The organism is Clostridium sp. (assembly GCF_029267215.1).
GTDB lineage: Bacteria > Bacillota > Clostridia > Clostridiales > Clostridiaceae > Sarcina.
Genome location: NZ_JARIDH010000037.1, coordinates 12,518 through 30,552 on the forward strand (window position 1 = coordinate 12,518; position 18,035 = coordinate 30,552).

Below are 18,035 nucleotides of genomic sequence, written 5' to 3' on the forward strand. Positions count from 1 at the left end.
AATTGGTTTATTATTTCTTATTTTCATTATATTTCCAAATAAATCCATTGTCAATATATAGCTCATATATAAATATTGTTTTGGAACATATTGCAAATTTATGCTTTTTTATATAAAAAAAGTACTTAAAATCTTAACTTTAAGATTTTAAGTACCTTGTCAACACAACTTTAAGGTTTATAATAATTAACCTCTTCCTTAAGTTTTTCTATTGATTTAACTTTTATTTTACCTGAATTATAATCAAGAATTCCTTCATCTACTAACTGATTTATTATTCTATTTATACTTCTTATATTAGAGCCTACCCCTTCAACTAATAAATCCTTAGTAATTCCTAAATTATTTTTATTTAGTGTGTTTAATATTATGTACATAACCCTATATCTTAAATTATAAAATGCGTTAACTCTTTCTCTTTTACAACATTCATAATTTCTCTCTGCTATAAGCTTACTTATAAATAATGAAAATTTATTATCTAATTTCATCCATTTAACAAAAGCTTCTTTACTTATCTCTAAAGTCTCACATTGTGATAAAGCTTCTACTGTAGTAACCACTTCTTTATCAATCAAAGCTTCTAATTCTCCAAATATAGTAGCTTCGCTGTCTATATCTTCTAAGTATATAGCTCCTGTAAAATCAGAATGATATGTCTTAATTTTTCCCTTTAATAAAATATATACAAAATCACAATCCTTATTTTGAACTAACAACTTTTCTCCATAATTAAAATTTCTATTATTTAGTTCTTTTTTAATTTCCTTTGGACAATTTTCTATAAATTCTATTAAATCATAACTTTTCATCTATAATCACACCCATAAAAATACTTTTATCTATTATAGTGTTAATTTATTTTCTCCTTGCTCTTTATAGCTTGCGTACCATTCTAATAAACCTGATATTGATAAGATTAATTGAATAGCAACTAAAATTAACATTACATAGTATCCATTTAATATATATATAATTATAAACAAAATGTTACTTAATATCCATAGAATCCAGTTTTCATACAATTTTTTACTTAACCAATATTGTGCTACTAAGCCAAGTACTGCAGTTAAACTATCTAATATTGCATTTTGAGCATGTAATATATTTATTTCTACATAACCCCAAGCTGCCCAAGCTACTAATATAATAATAGTCCAAAGAACTTGTCCTTTTTTAGTCAATCCTGATGTTACAACATTGTCCTCTTGATCTGAGTTTTTAACCCAATAGTACCAACCAAATATGTTAAATCCTACTTGGAAACATGCTAATATAGCTAATGCATATAATCCTGTGTTGTAATATATGTATAAATAAGCTAGCACTGTGATTATTCCAAAAATAAAGTTTGATACCTTCTCTCTAGATAATAGCCAAACATTTATTATACCCATTACTGAAGCAAAAATTTCTATAATACTTGAGTTTATTGAAAATCCTACAATTAAACATATAAGACATGATACTATAGCAAATATAGGACTACATGTATATGCTGTGAATTTTTTCATTAATTCCATAATTAAATTCCTCCTTAATCTATTTTTTTATTTTTAAAGTAAAAAACTAATCTTTTTTTACCTAATATCTCTTTAAAAATTCCATTACTATACTTGTGCATTTTTCTGCAATACTCTCAAAATTCTTCATAACCTCTTCATGAGTTATTTCAGCCTCTGAATAAGCAGCAGCTAAACAAGGTACACCAGAAAATCCTACTACTTTCATTCCACAATGATTAGCTACTATAACTTCTGGAACTGTAGACATTCCTACCACATCTGCTCCTAATGATGCTGCCATTAAAGTTTCCACAGCTGTTTCATAGCTTGGTCCTGGGAACATTGCATAAACTCCCTCTTTTAAATTTATTTCTAAGCCCTTAGCAATATTTTTAATGTCTTCCCTAAGATTCTTATCGTATGGATAAGCTAAGTCTGGAAACCTATCTCCAAACTCTGATAAATTCTCCCCTCTTAAAGGATTATCTCCAGCTAAGTTTATATGATTTTTTATTAAAATTAAATCCCCTGCTTCAATAGACTCTTTAGCTTGTCCTGAGCAATTAGTTACTATAATAGTTTCAACTCCCAAAAGTTTCATTACTCTAATAGGAATTGTTATCTTTTGCATTGAATGTCCTTCATAATAATGACATCTCCCCTTCATTGCAACTACTTCTTTACCATGTAATTTTCCAATTATTAAAGTTCCCTCATGTCCATCAATAGTAGGTACAGGAAAATTAGGTATATCCATATATTTATAATATTCAGCCTCTTCTATTTCATTTGCTAAATTTCCTAATCCAGTTCCTAAAACTAAGCCTATCTTAGGAGAATATTTACTTCTAGATTTTATATATTCATAAGCTTCTTTAATTTCCTTTGATAAATTCATTTTAAATTCTCCTCTCTGTTTCTTCGTTGTAATATTATTATTAAATATTAAGTAAATGTTTTCAAGGACATTTGTCCAAGACTTTATAGTGTAAAAATAAGAGTATAGAAAATTTAATTTTGCTATACTCCTAACTTATACTATTTCATTAACTTATATACTTTGTGAATTCAATAGAAGCTTCTATTGAACACCTTATATTTCAACACCACAATAAGGACAATATTTATACTCCCCATCTAAAACTTCACCACAATTTGGACAATATTTTTTTAAGGCTTTTCTTCCGTAGGATTTTCCTTTTTTAAGAAGTACCATATCCTCTGCCCTTACATCTATATTTTCTCCTTTTTCTAGTAATTTACCCTTTTCTTTAGAAACTTCATAAACAGAATTGCACCTTTTGCACATTACAAAATATTTTTCATTCCATTTAAAAATAGGTATAAAGAATATATGAAAATATTCATAACTTTTTATTAAAGCACCTCTTGTTTTCACTTCACAATTACTACATTCTATGTTTTCTAATTTTTTTATTTCCTTTTGTTTATTTTCAATTCCAAAAATACCTATAAAAAACATATCCCACTCTCCTATTAATAATTAATACCATATTGATTTAAACAAATTATTATTTCTCTCTTAAATGACTTATTAATACATTTAAGTTTACAAAAAATATTTTCTCCCTTCAAGAAATAAAAAATCCAACTCAGTTAATCTTAACTAGCATTATAAAATCAATATTTTTAAATTTATAAATCAAGTTTAATATAAAAATTAGTTTATATAATTCTTTAATTATCAATAAAACCTAAATATTTTAATTTAATACAAAAAAGAAGAAAGCCCTAAACTTTAGGTCTTTCTTCCTTTTCTACTAATAAATTAAATATATAAAATAACTTAAAAGCACTTTTAAAAGATTTAATAATTTTATTCAGCTATTGATTCTTCTTCCTCTTTAGCTGAGCTTGTTATTGCTAATTCTCTTTCAGCAATTAAATCTTCTAATATTTCTTTACTTTCCATTAATTCTTCTAATGACATTGAAGAATAATCTTTGCCTAAATCATTTGAAAGATTTATCCCTTGTTTTCTTAAGAAATCATCAACCTTAGCTTGATTTTTCTTATACACATAGTATCCTGCAGCACATATACCAACACCTACTAATGCTCCTGTTATATGATCTTTGTTTATCCCTTGTATCATATTAAATTCCTCCTTAATTATATAATTCTATAATTTATTATAAATTTAATTTATAGCACCTTTATATATTTGTCTGCTCTTATCATCCATTCCCATGAAAGCTGGTCCATTTTCAAATCCAGCAAATAGACTTTCTTCATTTTTTGACATACCTTTTCCAGAAATCATAAATGACTTTCCTATATTATTACCTTCTGTCTCAATAAACTTCTCTAAAAATACTCTAATCATATTTGCTTTCTTAGAAGATTCAGTATCTGGCATAACTGATATATCATAGTACGTTTCATTTGAACATTTATTCTTAAATTCCTTAACTGATATAAGAATTCTTCCATAAGACATTTCTAATATATGTCTTCCGAAAGTAGCCCCCCAAGTTATGGCTGATGGCATTAAGAATTTTCCTTTTCCTATTGAATTAACTAAATACATTACAGAAACAACCTCAGGATCAAAATATCCCTTTTCATTTATTTCTTTATAAGCATGCTCTCCAATGGCTCCTATAGTAGTACCTACTACTGCCCAGTTAATAATTTCTGAAATATTAGAATTCATAGGTATATATCTACTAACTCCACCAATTATAAGAGTAAGCAAAGAATAGTATGCCATAGGTGGCATATTTTTTTTCTTTGAGTTATAAATAAGTCTAATTGGTATTAAATCATAATTTTTTGAATACATTACTATAACTCTCATTATTACTTCATGTTCTGAAATTTTATAAGAATTATATTCTATAAGTATTGATTTTGTTATATCTGTATATTTAGCTAATTCTATTCCATCTTTTTTAGTAAGCTCATCCATGACATATAAACTATTTCTAATAGGATGTGAAAGTTTAAATCTTATTCTATTTTTAATTTTATGAGCAACAACAATAGTAGGATTATTCATTTTTAAGCACCTCTTTCCATGTTGAAGAACATAAGTCTTAAAGAGTTTGCAACTACTAAAATAGTACTTGAGTTATGTAAAACGGCTCCAAAAAATACTGGTAACACTCCAGCTGCGCTTAGTATAAGCCCAGCACTATTTATTCCTATAACTAGTCCAAAGTTTTGTTTAACAACATTCATAGTTTTCTTTGATAAATCTATTATTGTCGGTAACATCATTGGATTATCACCTTGAATAGTTATATCAGCCGCTTCCATGGCAACATCAGTACTTCCTCCACCTAAAGCTATTCCTACATCAGAATAAGCAAGGGCTGGCGCATCATTTATTCCATCTCCAACCATCATTACTCTTGAACCAGATGCTTGATATTTTAAAACTTCTTCTGCTTTATCTGAAGGTAAAAGCTCAGATTTATACCCATCAACCCCCATAAGCATTGCAACTTCCTTAGCTTGTTCTTCTAAATCTCCAGTTAAAAGTAAAATATTATCTACACCTTGATATCTTAAGTTATTTATGGCCTTTCTCATATTTTCTCTCATCTTATCCTTGATTGCTATTATTGCAATTAATTCACTATCATATGCTACATATATAAGGTTTGAACTACTTTCATTTAATTCTTTTTCATTTGATTCAAGCTTACTAATATCAACTTTATTTTCTTCTAAAAATACCTTGCTTCCAACAAAAACTTTTTTGCCATCTAAATCAGTTTCCATTCCTCTTGCAATGTGAGTAATAACAGGTCCATGTTTTGGAACCTCTATTCCATTTTCAACAATCTTATTCATTATAGCAACTGACATTGGATGAGAGGATGTCTCCTCTGCTGCCCCTGCTATTTTTAACACATCCTCCTCTGAGAAATTTTCACTTAGTAATTTTATACTTGTTATAGCTGGCTTTCCTTCTGTTAAAGTTCCTGTTTTATCTAGAATTAATGTATCTGAATTTGATAAAGCCTCTAAATAATTCCCACCTTTTATTAAAACTCCGTTTCTAACAGCATTATTTATGGAAGCTGAAAAGGCTGTAGCCGTTGATAACTTAATTCCACATGAATAATCAATAATCATCATATTTAATGCCCTGCTTGGACTTTTAGTAAACATATATGTTATACCTGCGAATAAAAAGTTAAATGGAACCAAATAACTTGAAAACTTATCTGCATAATCCTGAATAGGTGCCTTTTTAGATGCTGCATCTTCAACTAAATGAATTATTCTAGATACAACAGTATCATCTCCTGCCTTTTCAGTTCTTACTGTTATGCTTCCACTCTTAATGACCGTCCCAGCAAAAACACTATCTCCAACTTTTTTAATAACTGGTACAAATTCCCCTGTTACAGAAGCTTGATCTACAACTGCCTCTCCTTCAATCACTTCTCCATCTACACAGATTTTTTCTCCTGTATAAATAACAACCTTATCATCTTTAACTATATTATCTATTGGAACTTTTTTTAGACTTCCATCTTCATCAACTCTCCAAACATCTTCCTCTGCTACAGAAAGCATGTTTTTTATTGAATCTCTAGTTCTTTCCATAGTATATATTGTCATAAGTTCTGCTACATCTGATAATAAAGTAATCATAAGAGCCGACTTATCATTTCCTAGAATTAAACTTGCCCCTATAGAAGTTAGTGTTAAAGTATCTGCATTAGGTTTTTTACTTTTTAACGCCCCTCTAATTCCATTATCTAGCAACCCTTTATTTAAATATATACTAGCTAAGGCTGGTATAGTCAAAAACTTTCCTAAAGCTCCAAATCTATCTACACTATATAAATCTCTTAAATTCAATTTTTCTTTTACTACTGAATATCCTAAAACACCAACATTTATAGCTAATCTCTTTAGTATATCAATGGAAGTTTCTTCATTTTTTTCAACACTATTTACATCTATCTTTTCTTTTTCTCTTAGCTTAGTAAAAACTTTTAAGGAATATTCCTTTAAAATATTATCTACTCTTTGTATTATTTTATCTTCACTTATATTTTTATCATAGTTTATTAAAATAGAACCTGTTATAGTGTTAATTTCTAAAGAATTTACAATTGAGCTACTAGAAATTTTATCTTCTATTTCCTTTTTGTAATCACCTAAATGCTTTAACCCCTGACATTTAAGTCTAATTCTTCCTGAAATACTGTGTTTTACAATACTTTTCAGTAGCAAATCTTTTTTTCTCATATTATTCACTACTCCTCTTTAAATTAAATTTCTTTTAAAGCTTCGTCTAATTGTTGTTCTACAGTCTTAACAACATAATCTAAATTTGTCTCACCATACTTTTCGATTAAATCATAGTTTTTTATTCCTATAGCTTTAACCTTATCTACCCATTTTAAAATCTTTTTTTCATAAACCTTATCTATATCGTATACAACTAATATACTTCCTGTTAAAGTATTAACTTCAACTTTCTTAATTCCATCTAACTTTTGTAGAGCTTGATGAAGAAATTTTTCATAAACTTTATATTCTTCAGGTATCATTTTTAAAGAATTCATTTTAAATCTTATTCTTCCTGGTATGCTATGAGATACCTTTATTTTAGCTAATTGAGATATTACCATTTTCTTAAACATTATTAATTCCTCCTATAAGCCAGAATATGCCCATTTTACCATGGTATATCCATTAGGCAACATCTTAGGCACTTTTCTTATTCCTCTTATGCCAAAGAATAATACTATAATAATATATATGGCTTTTATATCTATAATACCTCTAGTTTTATTATAAATAGCTAAATTTACTGCCTCTTTCATATTTCCCATCTCTCTAGTCACAAGAGATTCTTTTTTCTTTACAAGTTCCCCTTCTAATTGAAGTAACTTAGCTACTACTCCAATTAATAAGGCTGGATCTATTTTTTCCGGATTATATTTTATTGTTAAACTACCTGTAATATTGTTTATTTCAATGTGATTTATAGTTTCCACTCTGCTTAATTGTTCTAGTATAATTCTTCTACTTGCTTCATCTTTTTTAAGTAGTGGTACATACAATCTAACTCTTCCTCTTATGCTATGTTTAACTTCTATAACCCCAATAAAACTAGGTAAATTTAATGAGTTTTTATTGTGCTTCTTTTCTTTACCTACTAATTCGCTGACTAACTTTCCAGTTAAAGTAAGTAATAAAAATCTTACGTACCTATTATTCATTTTACCTCCTAAGTTTTTACTCGAATATTTATTTTATTAACTTTATTATTATGGCATTATAAATTTATGTCAATATTTACTTGATAAAATTTTAAGCACATTATTGCTATAATAAAAACTTTAAACTATATCTAAATTACTAATATTATGATGCAAAAGTAAATAAATTTAATTACTATCCTAAAATTTTCTATAAGATATATTATAATTTCAATACCTATTTATGTCAATTTTTCATATTATTAAAAAAATTAGAAATTATAAAAAGAGTTTATATGAAATATTTTCTATATAAACTCTTCTAATAAATTTCTATTATTATTTATTTTAACTTTTAAATCTGTTTTAAACTATTTTTGATTTTAGATAGAACTTTTTGACCCTCTTAAAATCAATATTCTTTTAAAACAGAATCTAACTTTTTATAAATTACTTTATAAATTTTACAATGCAAATTTTATTATAGCCTCTGATACTCCAGCATGTTTATTATCTGAAGTTATATAGTCAGAAGCGTTTTTAACCTCTTCTATGGCATTTCCCATGGCAACACCAATACCTGCCCACTTTATCATTGATAAATCATTCTCACTGTCTCCAATGCACATTACTTCCTCTTGAGAAACTCCTAAATGTTTAGCTAACATTTTAACAGCATCTCCTTTTGAACTTCCTTTTTTCATTATTTCAAAGTTATCATCCCATGAAGATACAATCTCTAAATCTTTAGTACAGCTTACAAGTTCTTCTTTTGCTTCTCTTAAATTATCTTTGAATTCTTTTTCTACGCATACACCTTTTAATATCTCTCCATCATATTTTTTAAAGGCTTCATCTAAATCATTAACAACTTCTAATTTTATTCTTTCATTTTCTGGTAATGTTCTATTTAAAACTTTATAAACATGGTTTTCTGGTAATTCTTTTGTTGAAATAATTCCCCAGTTTGTATTAACATATGTAAATAAATTATTTTTCTTTGTTACCCTATTAAAATCTTTTAAATCTTCAAACTTAAGAGGATTATTATATATTTCCTCATTATTAATTCCACCTATATATGCCCCATTACAAGCTATTATTGGTGTTTTTAATCCTATCATGTCTGAGTACATTCTTGCACAATCATAGACTCTACCTGTAGTTATAGCAACGGTTATTCCATTTTCAACAGCATCCTTTATAGCCTTTTTGTCTTTTTCTGCAATATTTTGTTGGTCCATTAATAAAGTTCCATCCATATCAATGCAAATTAATTTTATACTCATCTTAAACACTTCTTTCTGACAATTACTTTTTTCACATTTTTATTATACAGCCATAAAATTAATAAGTTAAATACCTACATTTTATATATCTAATAATATATTACTTATATACATTATCCTCTTATTTTATATATTTTGAAGTTTTTCTATCTTTTTTTCCTTGTTTATCTTAAGTATTATACTAAGGACAAACAATGCTCCTATAAAACAAATTATTGATCCTATTAATATAACCATATCAAATGAACTTACAAAGGAATCATTATGTCCTGGTATAAATCCTTTTACAACTATCCCAATTTCTTTACTCATAAGACTATATAAAAGTGATGTTCCAAATGTAATTCCACAAATCATTCCAAGATTTCTTACAAGTGCATTCACACTTCCTGCAATACCAAGTTGTGTTTTATCAACTGATGACATTACTATGGCATTCATAGGTGCTTGGAAAAATCCATTTCCAAATCCCATTATAACTAAAAATACTATTATAACCATAATATTAGTGTTTTCACTTATTGTGCTTAGTAAAAACATTCCTATGCCACATATTGAAATACCTATGAAAGGTAATATTTCTCTTCTCATTTTATCTGAAAGAGATCCTGCAAGTGGTGATGATATTGAGAGTGCTATAGGATAAACCATCATCAAAAGCCCTGTAATTCCTGGAGATATTCCTCTTACTGATTCATAATAAAATGGAAGCAATATAGAATAACTACTAGTTGCTGTAAACATTAAAAATGATGAAAATACCCCTTTTGAAAATCTATGATTTTCAAATATTTTCAAGTTAAGTACAGGTGATTTAAATTTAAATTGAGTTATCATAAAAACAATAAATCCTAAAATTGCAACTATAGAGGCTATTAAAATATATTTATTGGTAAACCCATATATACTGCCCTCTGTTATTGCTAAAACTAAGGCTATTATAGTTATTAAGAAAAGTATTGTTCCTATTATATCAATCTTTGGTCTATTTTCTGCCTCAATTCCAGTTGGAAGTATTTTAAATGCAAGTATGGTAGCAATTATTCCTATTGGAATATTTATAAAGAATATCATCTCCCAGCTAATCTGCGATAATATTCCTCCAAGTGCTGGTCCTACCATTGTTCCAAGTGCTACTATAAGTCCAGAAATCCCAAGTGCTTTCCCTCTTTCTTCAGGTCCAAAGGCAGCAGTTATTATACCTTGACTATTTGCCATAGTACACGATGATCCAAGACCTTGAATTCCTCTTGAAATTATAAGCATAGTAATGCTTTTTGATAAACCACAAAAAATTGATCCTATTGTAAATATTATAATTCCTATCCTAAATACTTTTGTTTTTCCTATAAGATCTCCAAGTCTTCCAAATGTTAATATAAGTCCTGAAATTACTATTAAATAAGTAGTAACTGTCCATTGTACACTCTCCATAGGTACTTTTAAATCATGAGATATAACAGGTAATGCAACGTTAACTATGCTTGCATCTAAACATGACATAAAAGTAACTATAACAACGCTAATTAATACAAGCCATCTTTTGCTTTGTTTTTCTTCATTAGTATTTGTCATAAGTTTTTCTCCTTTATTTTTTTTGTATATTTTTTGTCATAAACTCTAGATTATCTAAAACCTCTTCCTTTTCTTCAAGTTCCATTCCCTCTGTAATTATGTCTATCCACTCTTCTAAAACGTCTAAAATTTTAGGTTTAACCTTAAGCCCCTCTTCTGTAAGTCTAACAACATAAGCTCTCTTATCATTTTCACATTTCGTTTTTTCAACAAACCCTTTTTTAACAAGATTATTTATAACCTTTGTTGTAAGTGCTGGATCTACATATAGCTCATTTGATAGATATGTTAAATTTACACCCTTATCTTCTGGAATATTTATTATATATAAATATTCTGATGATGTTACATTAAACTCTTTTAAGTTTTCATTTATATGAATTAAACTTGCTCTATAAAGCATTGAAATATATTTTCCTATATATCTTAAATTGTTTTTACCCATTTTTATCCCCCTTATAAAAACCAATTTATTTGACATATCAAATAATATCAAAATTTATTTGACATGTCAAATAAATTCAATTAAAAATTTTTATAAATATAAAAAAAATCAGTAATATACTAACACTTAGTAATATTACTGATTTTTTCTTAAAGTTATTTAATTAAATCAGTGAATTATCGTAGAACTTACCTATAACTTCAACTGTTGGCTGCACATTCACAAATGCCTCTGGATCTATATCCATAACATTTTTCTTAACAAGTAATAATTCATGTTTTGATATTACTGTTATTACTGAACTTAAAGGTTCATTTGTATATCCACCATAAAGATTTCTATTAACTGTAACCCCTCTTGTTCTTCCTTTTAATAAGCTTTCAACAATTTCCTTTTCCTTCTTAGTATAGATTGTTACTGTAAGTTTAAACTGCTGAATATAGAATAAATCTATAACCTTAGTAGTTACATATATAGAAACTAAACTATATAAAGCTAATTCCCAACCATAAACTAATCCAGCAACTAGAAGTATTGCTCCATTGACTAAGAATCCTAATTGTCCAACTGATTTTCCAGTCATCTTTTGAACAACTAATACAATGATATCTGTTCCTCCAGTAGAAAAACCTGCTCTAAAGCACATTCCTACACCAGCCCCCATAAGAACACCACCAAAAATAGAATTTAAGAGTTGATTATGTGTAACAACTTTTGGTGACATTATGCCAATGAAGAATGATAATGATATTATTGAAAGAAAACTATATAAAGTAAATTTTCTTCCTAACTTTTTGAAAGATAAATAAGCAAGTGGTAGGTTTATTATTAATACCCAAGTTGAAATATCAATGTTAATATTAAAAAAGTCGCTGCCAATTGATGATAATAGCTGTGATATACCTGTAACACCTGCTGAATAAATATGAGCAGGTGTTAAGAAAAAGTTAACCCCAATTCCAGCTAAAGCCCCAAAAAGAATTATAGCAGTAATTCTGTAAGCAATCTGATATAATCTTTTATTCTCTTTATCCATGCCCATCACTCCGTTCAAACTTATTTTATTATTGCTTCAAATTTTGTTCAATTTATTATATCACCAATTAATTTCTTTTAAATAGTTTTCTTTACTCTTTTTACAATTTATGATATTTCACTAATTTTACTAACTATTTATTATTTTCTCTTTAAATAACTTAAAAAATTAATAAAGAAAATTTTTACTTTTATTATAATAATCTAATATTTAATTAAAGTTTTCTATACTTATGACTTAATTTCTCACTAAATAAATTCTGTAGTTTTTCCATGGTTTCTTTGTCTAAATCAACTTTTCTTATTATTGAAGCCTGACGCTTATTAAAATATGTAATAAAATAATCCTTAGTTTCTATTATTTCGTAGAACTTATTATATTTAACCTTGCTCTTACTTTTGTAAGCTGTACTTTTTATAACTACACAGTCATCAAAAAATTCCAAAGTTTCACAAGCACTAAATATTCCATTCTTTTTATTATCTTTTATCTTCTCTCTGTTCCTAGTTTCAATCTTAACAACCATAGCAAATAATGTTATTCCCAGTAGTAAAATCCAATAAATAAAAAACTCACTCCATTTAAATGCTTCTTTATTATAAGCAACGAAATATCCCATTATGGCTGATCCTACTAAAAGAACTGGTATCATAAATTTTCTTCTAAAAAAAGTAGCAATGTATAAAAATTTATGATAATCTTTTTTGTCCATAGAAGTTTTCACTATAAATAACTTTTTATCACTCATCTTAAACTCCCTTAGTTAATAATAACTACTTATTTTCTTTATCCTGTATTTGTTTTTCTAAATAAGCTTTTTGATTCTTTAAAGAAGTAACTTGTTTTTTTAAATTAGCTAATTTCTCATCACTTTTTACCTTATTAGTTTCTTTATCAACATTTTCAATATTAGTTACAACTTCTTTAAACTGTGATGAATAATCCTTTACCATTTAATAAACTTATTTATCAAATAATCCTCCACCATTATTACTCTTTCTTCCACCTTGAACATGTCCGATACTCTTTTTAGCTCTCATATTTCCTGTTGAATTTTTACCTTTATTTTTCTTTTCCTCTATAAGTTTTTTCATCATTTCAATATTCTTATTCATTCTTTTTCCTCCAAATTATTTAGTTTTATAATGTTTACTCATATAACTTAATTATTCTTATGATTATATTATGTCATATTTTCTTATATTTTTATTATTATAAACTTTAATATTTCTTTGTAATTTATTCTAATTAAACAAATATTATAAATAAATTCTACCACACATAAAATAATAATTATAGGTAAGACAATAATCATTATTGGAGCAACTTTTATTTTGACTATGTTTTAATAGAGTGTTGCTTTTAAATCCTACAAATGTATTTTTAGTAATTAACTTTAAGCCTTTCCTTTTTATAATAAAAGTAAAGCTTAATAAAAAAATAGTAGCAAAGACACACTTAAATATCTTTACTACTATAATTAATTTCTCTATATAGCCTTTTAATTCAATTAATCAGCTTGCTTAGTTTTTGCTATAACAATTTCTCTTATGCAAACATCTTGTGGTTGATTATAAGCAAATGCTACACAATCAGCTATTTTTTGTGGCTCTAAACCAAACTCTATAGTTTTCTTCCATTCATTATATCCTTCAACGATTTCCTTATCACTTGTATGGCTTAATAATGGTGTTTCAACTACTCCTGGTGCTATTGTTATCATACGTACATTGCTTCCTGAAACTTCTTTTCTTATATTTTCAGTTATTGCGTGTACTGCAAACTTAGTTCCACAATAAACAGCATGGTTATCAAAAGTTTTACGTCCAGCTATTGAACTTATATTAATTATTGTTCCTTCATTTCTTTCTACCATGTCTTTTAAAACTATATTAGTTCCTGTTAATATACCTTTTACATTAACATCTATCATATAATTCCACTCTTTGAAATCTTGTATCTCAGGGTGGCCTAATAACATTATTCCTGCACAATTTACAAGTAAATCAACTTTACCAAATTTCTCTTCAGCTTCTTTTATAGCCTCTTTCATTCCTTCTAAATCAGTAACATCAACTGATTTACATAATGAATTTGGTAAATTTAAAGCTTCCATTGGCTCTAATCTTCTTGATAGTAATAAGACTGGATGTCCTTGTTTACTCATTGTTTCTGCTATTTTAGCTCCTATACCTGAGCTTGCTCCTGTAACAACTACTAATCCTTTATTCATGATTCATACCTCCAACACTCTATTCATATAAAATATATGCTACCACTTTTAGCATATCTTTCAAGTACGCACTTTTTTTTCTCTTAGTGTATTAGAGGTAACTATTAACTTAATTCATATTAGTAATTTTAGTTTAATGTTCTGTTTTAAGAGGATGTTGATTTTAGCTATCCTTTCAGGCCATCTTAATAAGGTTCTATCTAAAATAAACATTATTTTAGATAGAACCTCTTTTAAATTTATCTTTTTTAAATTATTTCCCATACCCATAAATATTTTTGTATTTATAAGCATATGTAACTGATATAATAGCAGCTAAAAACTCTGCAATTGGTACAGAGACCCAAATTCCTATTATATTAAAAAATTTAGGTAATATAAGTATTCCCCCAACAATAAATACAAAAGTTCTTAAAAATGATATTATTGCAGATACTTTTCCATTTGAAAAAGCTGTAAACATTGCTGTTATAAAAATATTAATACCAGCAATTAAAAAACTTATTCCAAATATAATGAATCCATTGTAACCAATATTATACACATTACTTCCCTTTTCTGAGAATATTCCTATTATATTTGATGCCATCGCCATAGATAATATGTAAGAAATCAATGAAATTGATAATATAAATATAAAACTATATTTTACTACTTTTTTAATTTGTTTTTTATTTTGCTCACCATAGTTATAACTTATAACAGGTGCCACCCCAGAGGAAAAACCTATATATATTGAAGTTATTAAAAATTGTCCATATAGTATAATACTAATTGCGGCCACTCCATCAGCCCCTAAATACTTAATAAGAACAATATTAAATAGCATTGTAGTAATACCTGTAGATATGTTTGCAACCATTTCAGATGAACCATTTATACATGATTTTACTAAAAAATTCAAATCAAACTTAGGTTTAACAAAATAAAGTATTTTTTTCTTTTTGAAGAAATATAAAGTTCCAAGTACAGCAGGAATTAAATTTCCTAAACCTGTTGCTAATGCTGTTCCTAAAATCCCCATATTCATAAGAACTAAAAATACGTAATCTAAAATTATATTTGAAGTTCCTCCAATTACAGTTAAAACTAATCCTATTTTAGGTTTGCCTGCTGTTATTGTAAGAATTTGATATAACAAATTTAAAATATAAAAAGGTACAAATATTAATGACATAAGAAGGTAATATCTACAATAATTATATAATTCATCTGTAGATCCTAATAAATAAATTATTTTATCTGAAAATACATAACCTATAATTCCAATTATTACGCCAATTATAGCACCTGATATTATTATTAATGTAAAATTTTCTTTAGCTTCAATTTCTTTAGACTCCCCTAATTTTTTAGCTATTAAGGCACTCCCCCCATTAGCTAACATAACTCCTATCCCTATTACTAAATTTATAAATGGGTATATTATATTAAATGATGAAAGAGCATCTGTATTTATAAATCTTGCTATAAACACCCCATCAGCAATACCATATACAGCCATAAATATTAGCATAACTATGGAAGGAATCGTGAATTTTATTAATGAGAAAAATTTAAAATCTTTTGAGATTGCATTTTCCAAATTTTTATTCTCCTTTTCTTTTGTTTATTTTTATTTAAAATTGTTTTTTATTTTTTCTTAACAAAAAGTCACCCCGCTAAATAGATTTTACACAGTGTTTTATACCATGTCTACTTAACGGGGATAACTTAGTAGAATTTATACATTTTTTGTTGTTTGTTTAGTTTTTATTTTCTTGTTTTGTGGTTTGTTTAGTAAAATACATAAGGGAATCTGAGTTTATATATATTAATTTAAATTAATAACAGTTGCTTTTGGTCTAGACATAGACTCAATTGAATATTTTATTCCTTGAGTACCCATACCTGAAGATTTTACTCCAAGGAATGGGAAGTGGTCTGGCCCTCTTTCTGTTTTATTGTTCACTTGGACTGTTCCAACTTCTAATTTTTGAGCAATATAGAAAGCATCATTTATATTATTAGTGAAGACTGAAGATTGTAATCCATATTCTGATTTATTTGCAATTTCAATTGCTTCATCCTTATCTTTAACTCTGATTATTGGAAGAATTGGTCCAAAAGGTTCCTCCCAAGCAATATCCATATCTAATGTTACATTGTCATATAAAGTTGGTTCTATAAGATTTCCTTCTCTATTTCCACCAACTAAAATTTTAGCTCCTTTATTTTCAGCGTCTTTCATTAATTTTTCTACAAAATCAGCTGCTTTTTTATCTATTAAAGGAACAACCTGTGCATCTTTAACAATAAGTGGATTTCCTACTTTTAATTTTGAAATTTGCTCTACTATTTTTTTATTTAATTCATCAGCAATAGATTCAACTGCAAGAACTCTTTTAACAGCTGTACATCTTTGACCTGAGTAAGAAAATGCCCCTGCAACTATATTTTTAGCTGCTAAATCTAAATCTGCATCTTCTAAAACTATGGCAGCATCTTTTCCACCAAGTTCTAATAATAATGGAGTCATTTCTGATAATTTAGAAATTCTTTTTCCAATTTCAGAACTTCCAGTAAAATTTATAAAATCAACATCTTTATGCTCTACACAATAATCTCCTATAACACTACCTTTCCCTGTTATAGTGTTAAGAACTCCATCTGGAATACCTGCATCTTTAAATGCCTTTGCTAATAATAAGCCAGATAAAGAACCTTGAGTAGCAGGTTTAAATACTACTGAATTACCAGCCATTAAAGCAGGTCCTATTTTTGAAGCTGCAAGGTTAACTGGGTAATTAAATGGGGATATTGCTAAAACAACGCCTAAAGGTTCTCTTGTCACAACTGAAATTTTTCTTTTATCAAATCCAGGAAAACTATCTGAAGGAATACTTTCTCCCTCTATAGATTTAGCTGCATCTGCTGTAAATCTTAAAAAGTCAGCAGTTCTTACTACTTCAGATATTGCACTCTTTTCATCCTTAGCAATTTCCATAACTAATACTTTAGATATTTCTTCTTTTCTTTCTAATAATAACTCCGCTGTCTTATATAAAATATCTGCTCTTTTTGAGATAGTTGTCTTCTTCCAAGACTTTTGAGCCTCTTTAGAATTTGTCATAACAAAATCTACATCTTCTTGACTCATAGCTTGAACTTTACCAAGAATTGAGTTATCAAGTGGTGATTTTATTTCTATTAATTCTGTTGATTTACTATCATAAAATTCACCATTAACTATATTTTTAACTAACTTTAAATCCATCATACGTTCCTCCTTTTTAATTTATACTTAATAAAATAAATCATTTTTTCTTTTGTTTATATAATTTAAATTGATTCATTGCCTTAGCACAGTTATTATTTTATATACTAAATTATATATTGAAAAGAAGGCACTTTTTAGTATTATAGTTACTAAAAAGTGTGTCTTATTGGTATAAGTTTATTGACAGAGGAAAAATTTTTTAAATTAATTTTCAACTTATATTTGTTAATGTATTTTTTTAGTTATTAATATTATTTTTTCACATAAAAAAAGGTTGTAGTTAAACTACAACCTTAAATATTCTTAAACTATCTGTTATTTCTTGCTTTTTTAGCTCTTCTACAAGCTAAACATCTTGTAGGCTCATTTTCAAATCCTTTTTCTTTGTAGAATTCTTGCTCTCCTACTGAAAATATGAATTCACTTCCGCAATCTCTGCATTTTAATGTTTTATCTGACATAAACATTCCTCCTAAAATTAAAGAATCTAAATTGATAT

General features: G+C 27.2%; 20 protein-coding genes. All 20 read right to left on the reverse strand.

Annotation, left to right across the window (positions count from 1 at the left end; all coding sequences use genetic code 11):
- Positions 1 to 170: 170 nt before the first annotated feature.
- The 20 genes from Q1K13_RS06035 to Q1K13_RS06130 all read right to left on the reverse strand — a co-directional run bounded on the left by Q1K13_RS06035 (position 171) and on the right by Q1K13_RS06130 (position 17,997).
- Complete coding sequence (locus tag Q1K13_RS06035) at positions 171 to 812, reverse strand: Crp/Fnr family transcriptional regulator (protein ID WP_300348502.1); 642 nt, start codon at positions 810 to 812, stop codon at positions 171 to 173.
- Positions 813 to 845: 33 nt separating this feature from the next.
- Positions 846 to 1,523 (reverse strand): nicotinamide riboside transporter PnuC, encoded by a 678-nt coding sequence (gene pnuC / locus Q1K13_RS06040; RefSeq protein WP_300348504.1) that lies wholly within the window; start codon positions 1,521 to 1,523, stop codon positions 846 to 848.
- Between the two features lie 61 nt (positions 1,524 to 1,584).
- The gene (locus Q1K13_RS06045) at positions 1,585 to 2,403 is read right to left on the reverse strand and encodes a purine-nucleoside phosphorylase (protein ID WP_300348506.1); all 819 of its coding nucleotides are present in this window, start codon (positions 2,401 to 2,403) and stop codon (positions 1,585 to 1,587) included.
- Between the two features lie 195 nt (positions 2,404 to 2,598).
- Complete coding sequence (locus tag Q1K13_RS06050) at positions 2,599 to 2,988, reverse strand: zinc ribbon domain-containing protein (protein ID WP_300348507.1); 390 nt, start codon at positions 2,986 to 2,988, stop codon at positions 2,599 to 2,601.
- 354 nt (positions 2,989 to 3,342) lie between these two features.
- The gene (locus tag Q1K13_RS06055; RefSeq protein WP_300348509.1) at positions 3,343 to 3,621 is read right to left on the reverse strand and encodes a hypothetical protein; all 279 of its coding nucleotides are present in this window, start codon (positions 3,619 to 3,621) and stop codon (positions 3,343 to 3,345) included.
- 45 nt (positions 3,622 to 3,666) lie between these two features.
- Positions 3,667 to 4,527: a hypothetical protein gene (locus tag Q1K13_RS06060; protein ID WP_300348510.1), complete on the reverse strand. Its 861-nt coding sequence runs from the start codon at positions 4,525 to 4,527 to the stop codon at positions 3,667 to 3,669.
- A gap of 2 nt (positions 4,528 to 4,529) precedes the next feature.
- The gene (locus tag Q1K13_RS06065) at positions 4,530 to 6,740 is read right to left on the reverse strand and encodes a heavy metal translocating P-type ATPase (protein WP_300348513.1); all 2,211 of its coding nucleotides are present in this window, start codon (positions 6,738 to 6,740) and stop codon (positions 4,530 to 4,532) included.
- 23 nt (positions 6,741 to 6,763) lie between these two features.
- Positions 6,764 to 7,138, reverse strand: a complete 375-nt coding sequence (locus Q1K13_RS06070; protein WP_300348515.1) for an HMA2 domain-containing protein — start codon at positions 7,136 to 7,138, stop codon at positions 6,764 to 6,766.
- Positions 7,139 to 7,150: 12 nt separating this feature from the next.
- Entirely contained in the window at positions 7,151 to 7,720 is a 570-nt protein-coding gene (locus Q1K13_RS06075; protein ID WP_300348517.1) for an HMA2 domain-containing protein, read from the reverse strand.
- 443 nt (positions 7,721 to 8,163) lie between these two features.
- The gene (locus Q1K13_RS06080; RefSeq protein ID WP_300348519.1) at positions 8,164 to 8,988 is read right to left on the reverse strand and encodes a Cof-type HAD-IIB family hydrolase; all 825 of its coding nucleotides are present in this window, start codon (positions 8,986 to 8,988) and stop codon (positions 8,164 to 8,166) included.
- 126 nt (positions 8,989 to 9,114) lie between these two features.
- The gene (locus Q1K13_RS06085; RefSeq protein ID WP_300348521.1) at positions 9,115 to 10,563 is read right to left on the reverse strand and encodes an MFS transporter; all 1,449 of its coding nucleotides are present in this window, start codon (positions 10,561 to 10,563) and stop codon (positions 9,115 to 9,117) included.
- A gap of 13 nt (positions 10,564 to 10,576) precedes the next feature.
- Entirely contained in the window at positions 10,577 to 11,008 is a 432-nt protein-coding gene (locus Q1K13_RS06090) for a MarR family winged helix-turn-helix transcriptional regulator (RefSeq protein ID WP_300348523.1), read from the reverse strand.
- A 163-nt stretch (positions 11,009 to 11,171) separates the two neighbouring features.
- On the reverse strand, positions 11,172 to 12,044 hold the full coding sequence (locus tag Q1K13_RS06095) for a YitT family protein (protein WP_300348525.1): 873 nt from the start codon (positions 12,042 to 12,044) through the stop codon (positions 11,172 to 11,174).
- A gap of 214 nt (positions 12,045 to 12,258) precedes the next feature.
- Positions 12,259 to 12,792 (reverse strand): YcxB family protein, encoded by a 534-nt coding sequence (locus tag Q1K13_RS06100; protein ID WP_300348527.1) that lies wholly within the window; start codon positions 12,790 to 12,792, stop codon positions 12,259 to 12,261.
- A gap of 25 nt (positions 12,793 to 12,817) precedes the next feature.
- Positions 12,818 to 12,997 (reverse strand): hypothetical protein, encoded by a 180-nt coding sequence (locus Q1K13_RS06105; protein ID WP_300348528.1) that lies wholly within the window; start codon positions 12,995 to 12,997, stop codon positions 12,818 to 12,820.
- 9 nt (positions 12,998 to 13,006) lie between these two features.
- Positions 13,007 to 13,159 carry a hypothetical protein gene (locus tag Q1K13_RS06110; protein ID WP_300348529.1) on the reverse strand — a complete coding sequence of 51 codons (153 nt, stop codon included), beginning with the start codon at positions 13,157 to 13,159 and terminating at the stop codon, positions 13,007 to 13,009.
- Between the two features lie 395 nt (positions 13,160 to 13,554).
- Positions 13,555 to 14,277, reverse strand: a complete 723-nt coding sequence (locus Q1K13_RS06115; protein ID WP_300348531.1) for an SDR family oxidoreductase — start codon at positions 14,275 to 14,277, stop codon at positions 13,555 to 13,557.
- 253 nt (positions 14,278 to 14,530) lie between these two features.
- Positions 14,531 to 15,862: an MATE family efflux transporter gene (locus Q1K13_RS06120; protein WP_300348533.1), complete on the reverse strand. Its 1,332-nt coding sequence runs from the start codon at positions 15,860 to 15,862 to the stop codon at positions 14,531 to 14,533.
- Between the two features lie 228 nt (positions 15,863 to 16,090).
- Positions 16,091 to 17,536, reverse strand: a complete 1,446-nt coding sequence (locus Q1K13_RS06125; protein ID WP_498038038.1) for an NADP-dependent glyceraldehyde-3-phosphate dehydrogenase — start codon at positions 17,534 to 17,536, stop codon at positions 16,091 to 16,093.
- A gap of 308 nt (positions 17,537 to 17,844) precedes the next feature.
- Positions 17,845 to 17,997, reverse strand: a complete 153-nt coding sequence (locus tag Q1K13_RS06130; protein ID WP_300348535.1) for a zinc-ribbon domain-containing protein — start codon at positions 17,995 to 17,997, stop codon at positions 17,845 to 17,847.
- Between the last annotated feature and the right edge of the window lie 38 nt (positions 17,998 to 18,035).

Coding starts and splice junctions, on each gene's coding strand:
- Q1K13_RS06085 (WP_300348521.1), bottom strand. CDS start 10,563: ATGACAAATACTAATGAAGAAAAACAAAGCAAAAGATGGCTTGTATTA.
- pnuC (WP_300348504.1), bottom strand. CDS start 1,523: ATGGAATTAATGAAAAAATTCACAGCATATACATGTAGTCCTATATTT.
- Q1K13_RS06065 (WP_300348513.1), bottom strand. CDS start 6,740: ATGAGAAAAAAAGATTTGCTACTGAAAAGTATTGTAAAACACAGTATT.
- Q1K13_RS06110 (WP_300348529.1), bottom strand. CDS start 13,159: ATGAATAAGAATATTGAAATGATGAAAAAACTTATAGAGGAAAAGAAA.
- Q1K13_RS06095 (WP_300348525.1), bottom strand. CDS start 12,044: ATGGATAAAGAGAATAAAAGATTATATCAGATTGCTTACAGAATTACT.
- Q1K13_RS06115 (WP_300348531.1), bottom strand. CDS start 14,277: ATGAATAAAGGATTAGTAGTTGTTACAGGAGCAAGCTCAGGTATAGGA.
- Q1K13_RS06125 (WP_498038038.1), bottom strand. CDS start 17,536: ATGATGGATTTAAAGTTAGTTAAAAATATAGTTAATGGTGAATTTTAT.
- Q1K13_RS06080 (WP_300348519.1), bottom strand. CDS start 8,988: ATGAGTATAAAATTAATTTGCATTGATATGGATGGAACTTTATTAATG.
- Q1K13_RS06055 (WP_300348509.1), bottom strand. CDS start 3,621: ATGATACAAGGGATAAACAAAGATCATATAACAGGAGCATTAGTAGGT.
- Q1K13_RS06105 (WP_300348528.1), bottom strand. CDS start 12,997: ATGGTAAAGGATTATTCATCACAGTTTAAAGAAGTTGTAACTAATATT.
- Q1K13_RS06075 (WP_300348517.1), bottom strand. CDS start 7,720: ATGAATAATAGGTACGTAAGATTTTTATTACTTACTTTAACTGGAAAG.
- Q1K13_RS06130 (WP_300348535.1), bottom strand. CDS start 17,997: ATGTCAGATAAAACATTAAAATGCAGAGATTGCGGAAGTGAATTCATA.
- Q1K13_RS06045 (WP_300348506.1), bottom strand. CDS start 2,403: ATGAATTTATCAAAGGAAATTAAAGAAGCTTATGAATATATAAAATCT.
- Q1K13_RS06050 (WP_300348507.1), bottom strand. CDS start 2,988: ATGTTTTTTATAGGTATTTTTGGAATTGAAAATAAACAAAAGGAAATA.
- Q1K13_RS06090 (WP_300348523.1), bottom strand. CDS start 11,008: ATGGGTAAAAACAATTTAAGATATATAGGAAAATATATTTCAATGCTT.
- Q1K13_RS06060 (WP_300348510.1), bottom strand. CDS start 4,527: ATGAATAATCCTACTATTGTTGTTGCTCATAAAATTAAAAATAGAATA.
- Q1K13_RS06070 (WP_300348515.1), bottom strand. CDS start 7,138: ATGTTTAAGAAAATGGTAATATCTCAATTAGCTAAAATAAAGGTATCT.
- Q1K13_RS06100 (WP_300348527.1), bottom strand. CDS start 12,792: ATGAGTGATAAAAAGTTATTTATAGTGAAAACTTCTATGGACAAAAAA.
- Q1K13_RS06035 (WP_300348502.1), bottom strand. CDS start 812: ATGAAAAGTTATGATTTAATAGAATTTATAGAAAATTGTCCAAAGGAA.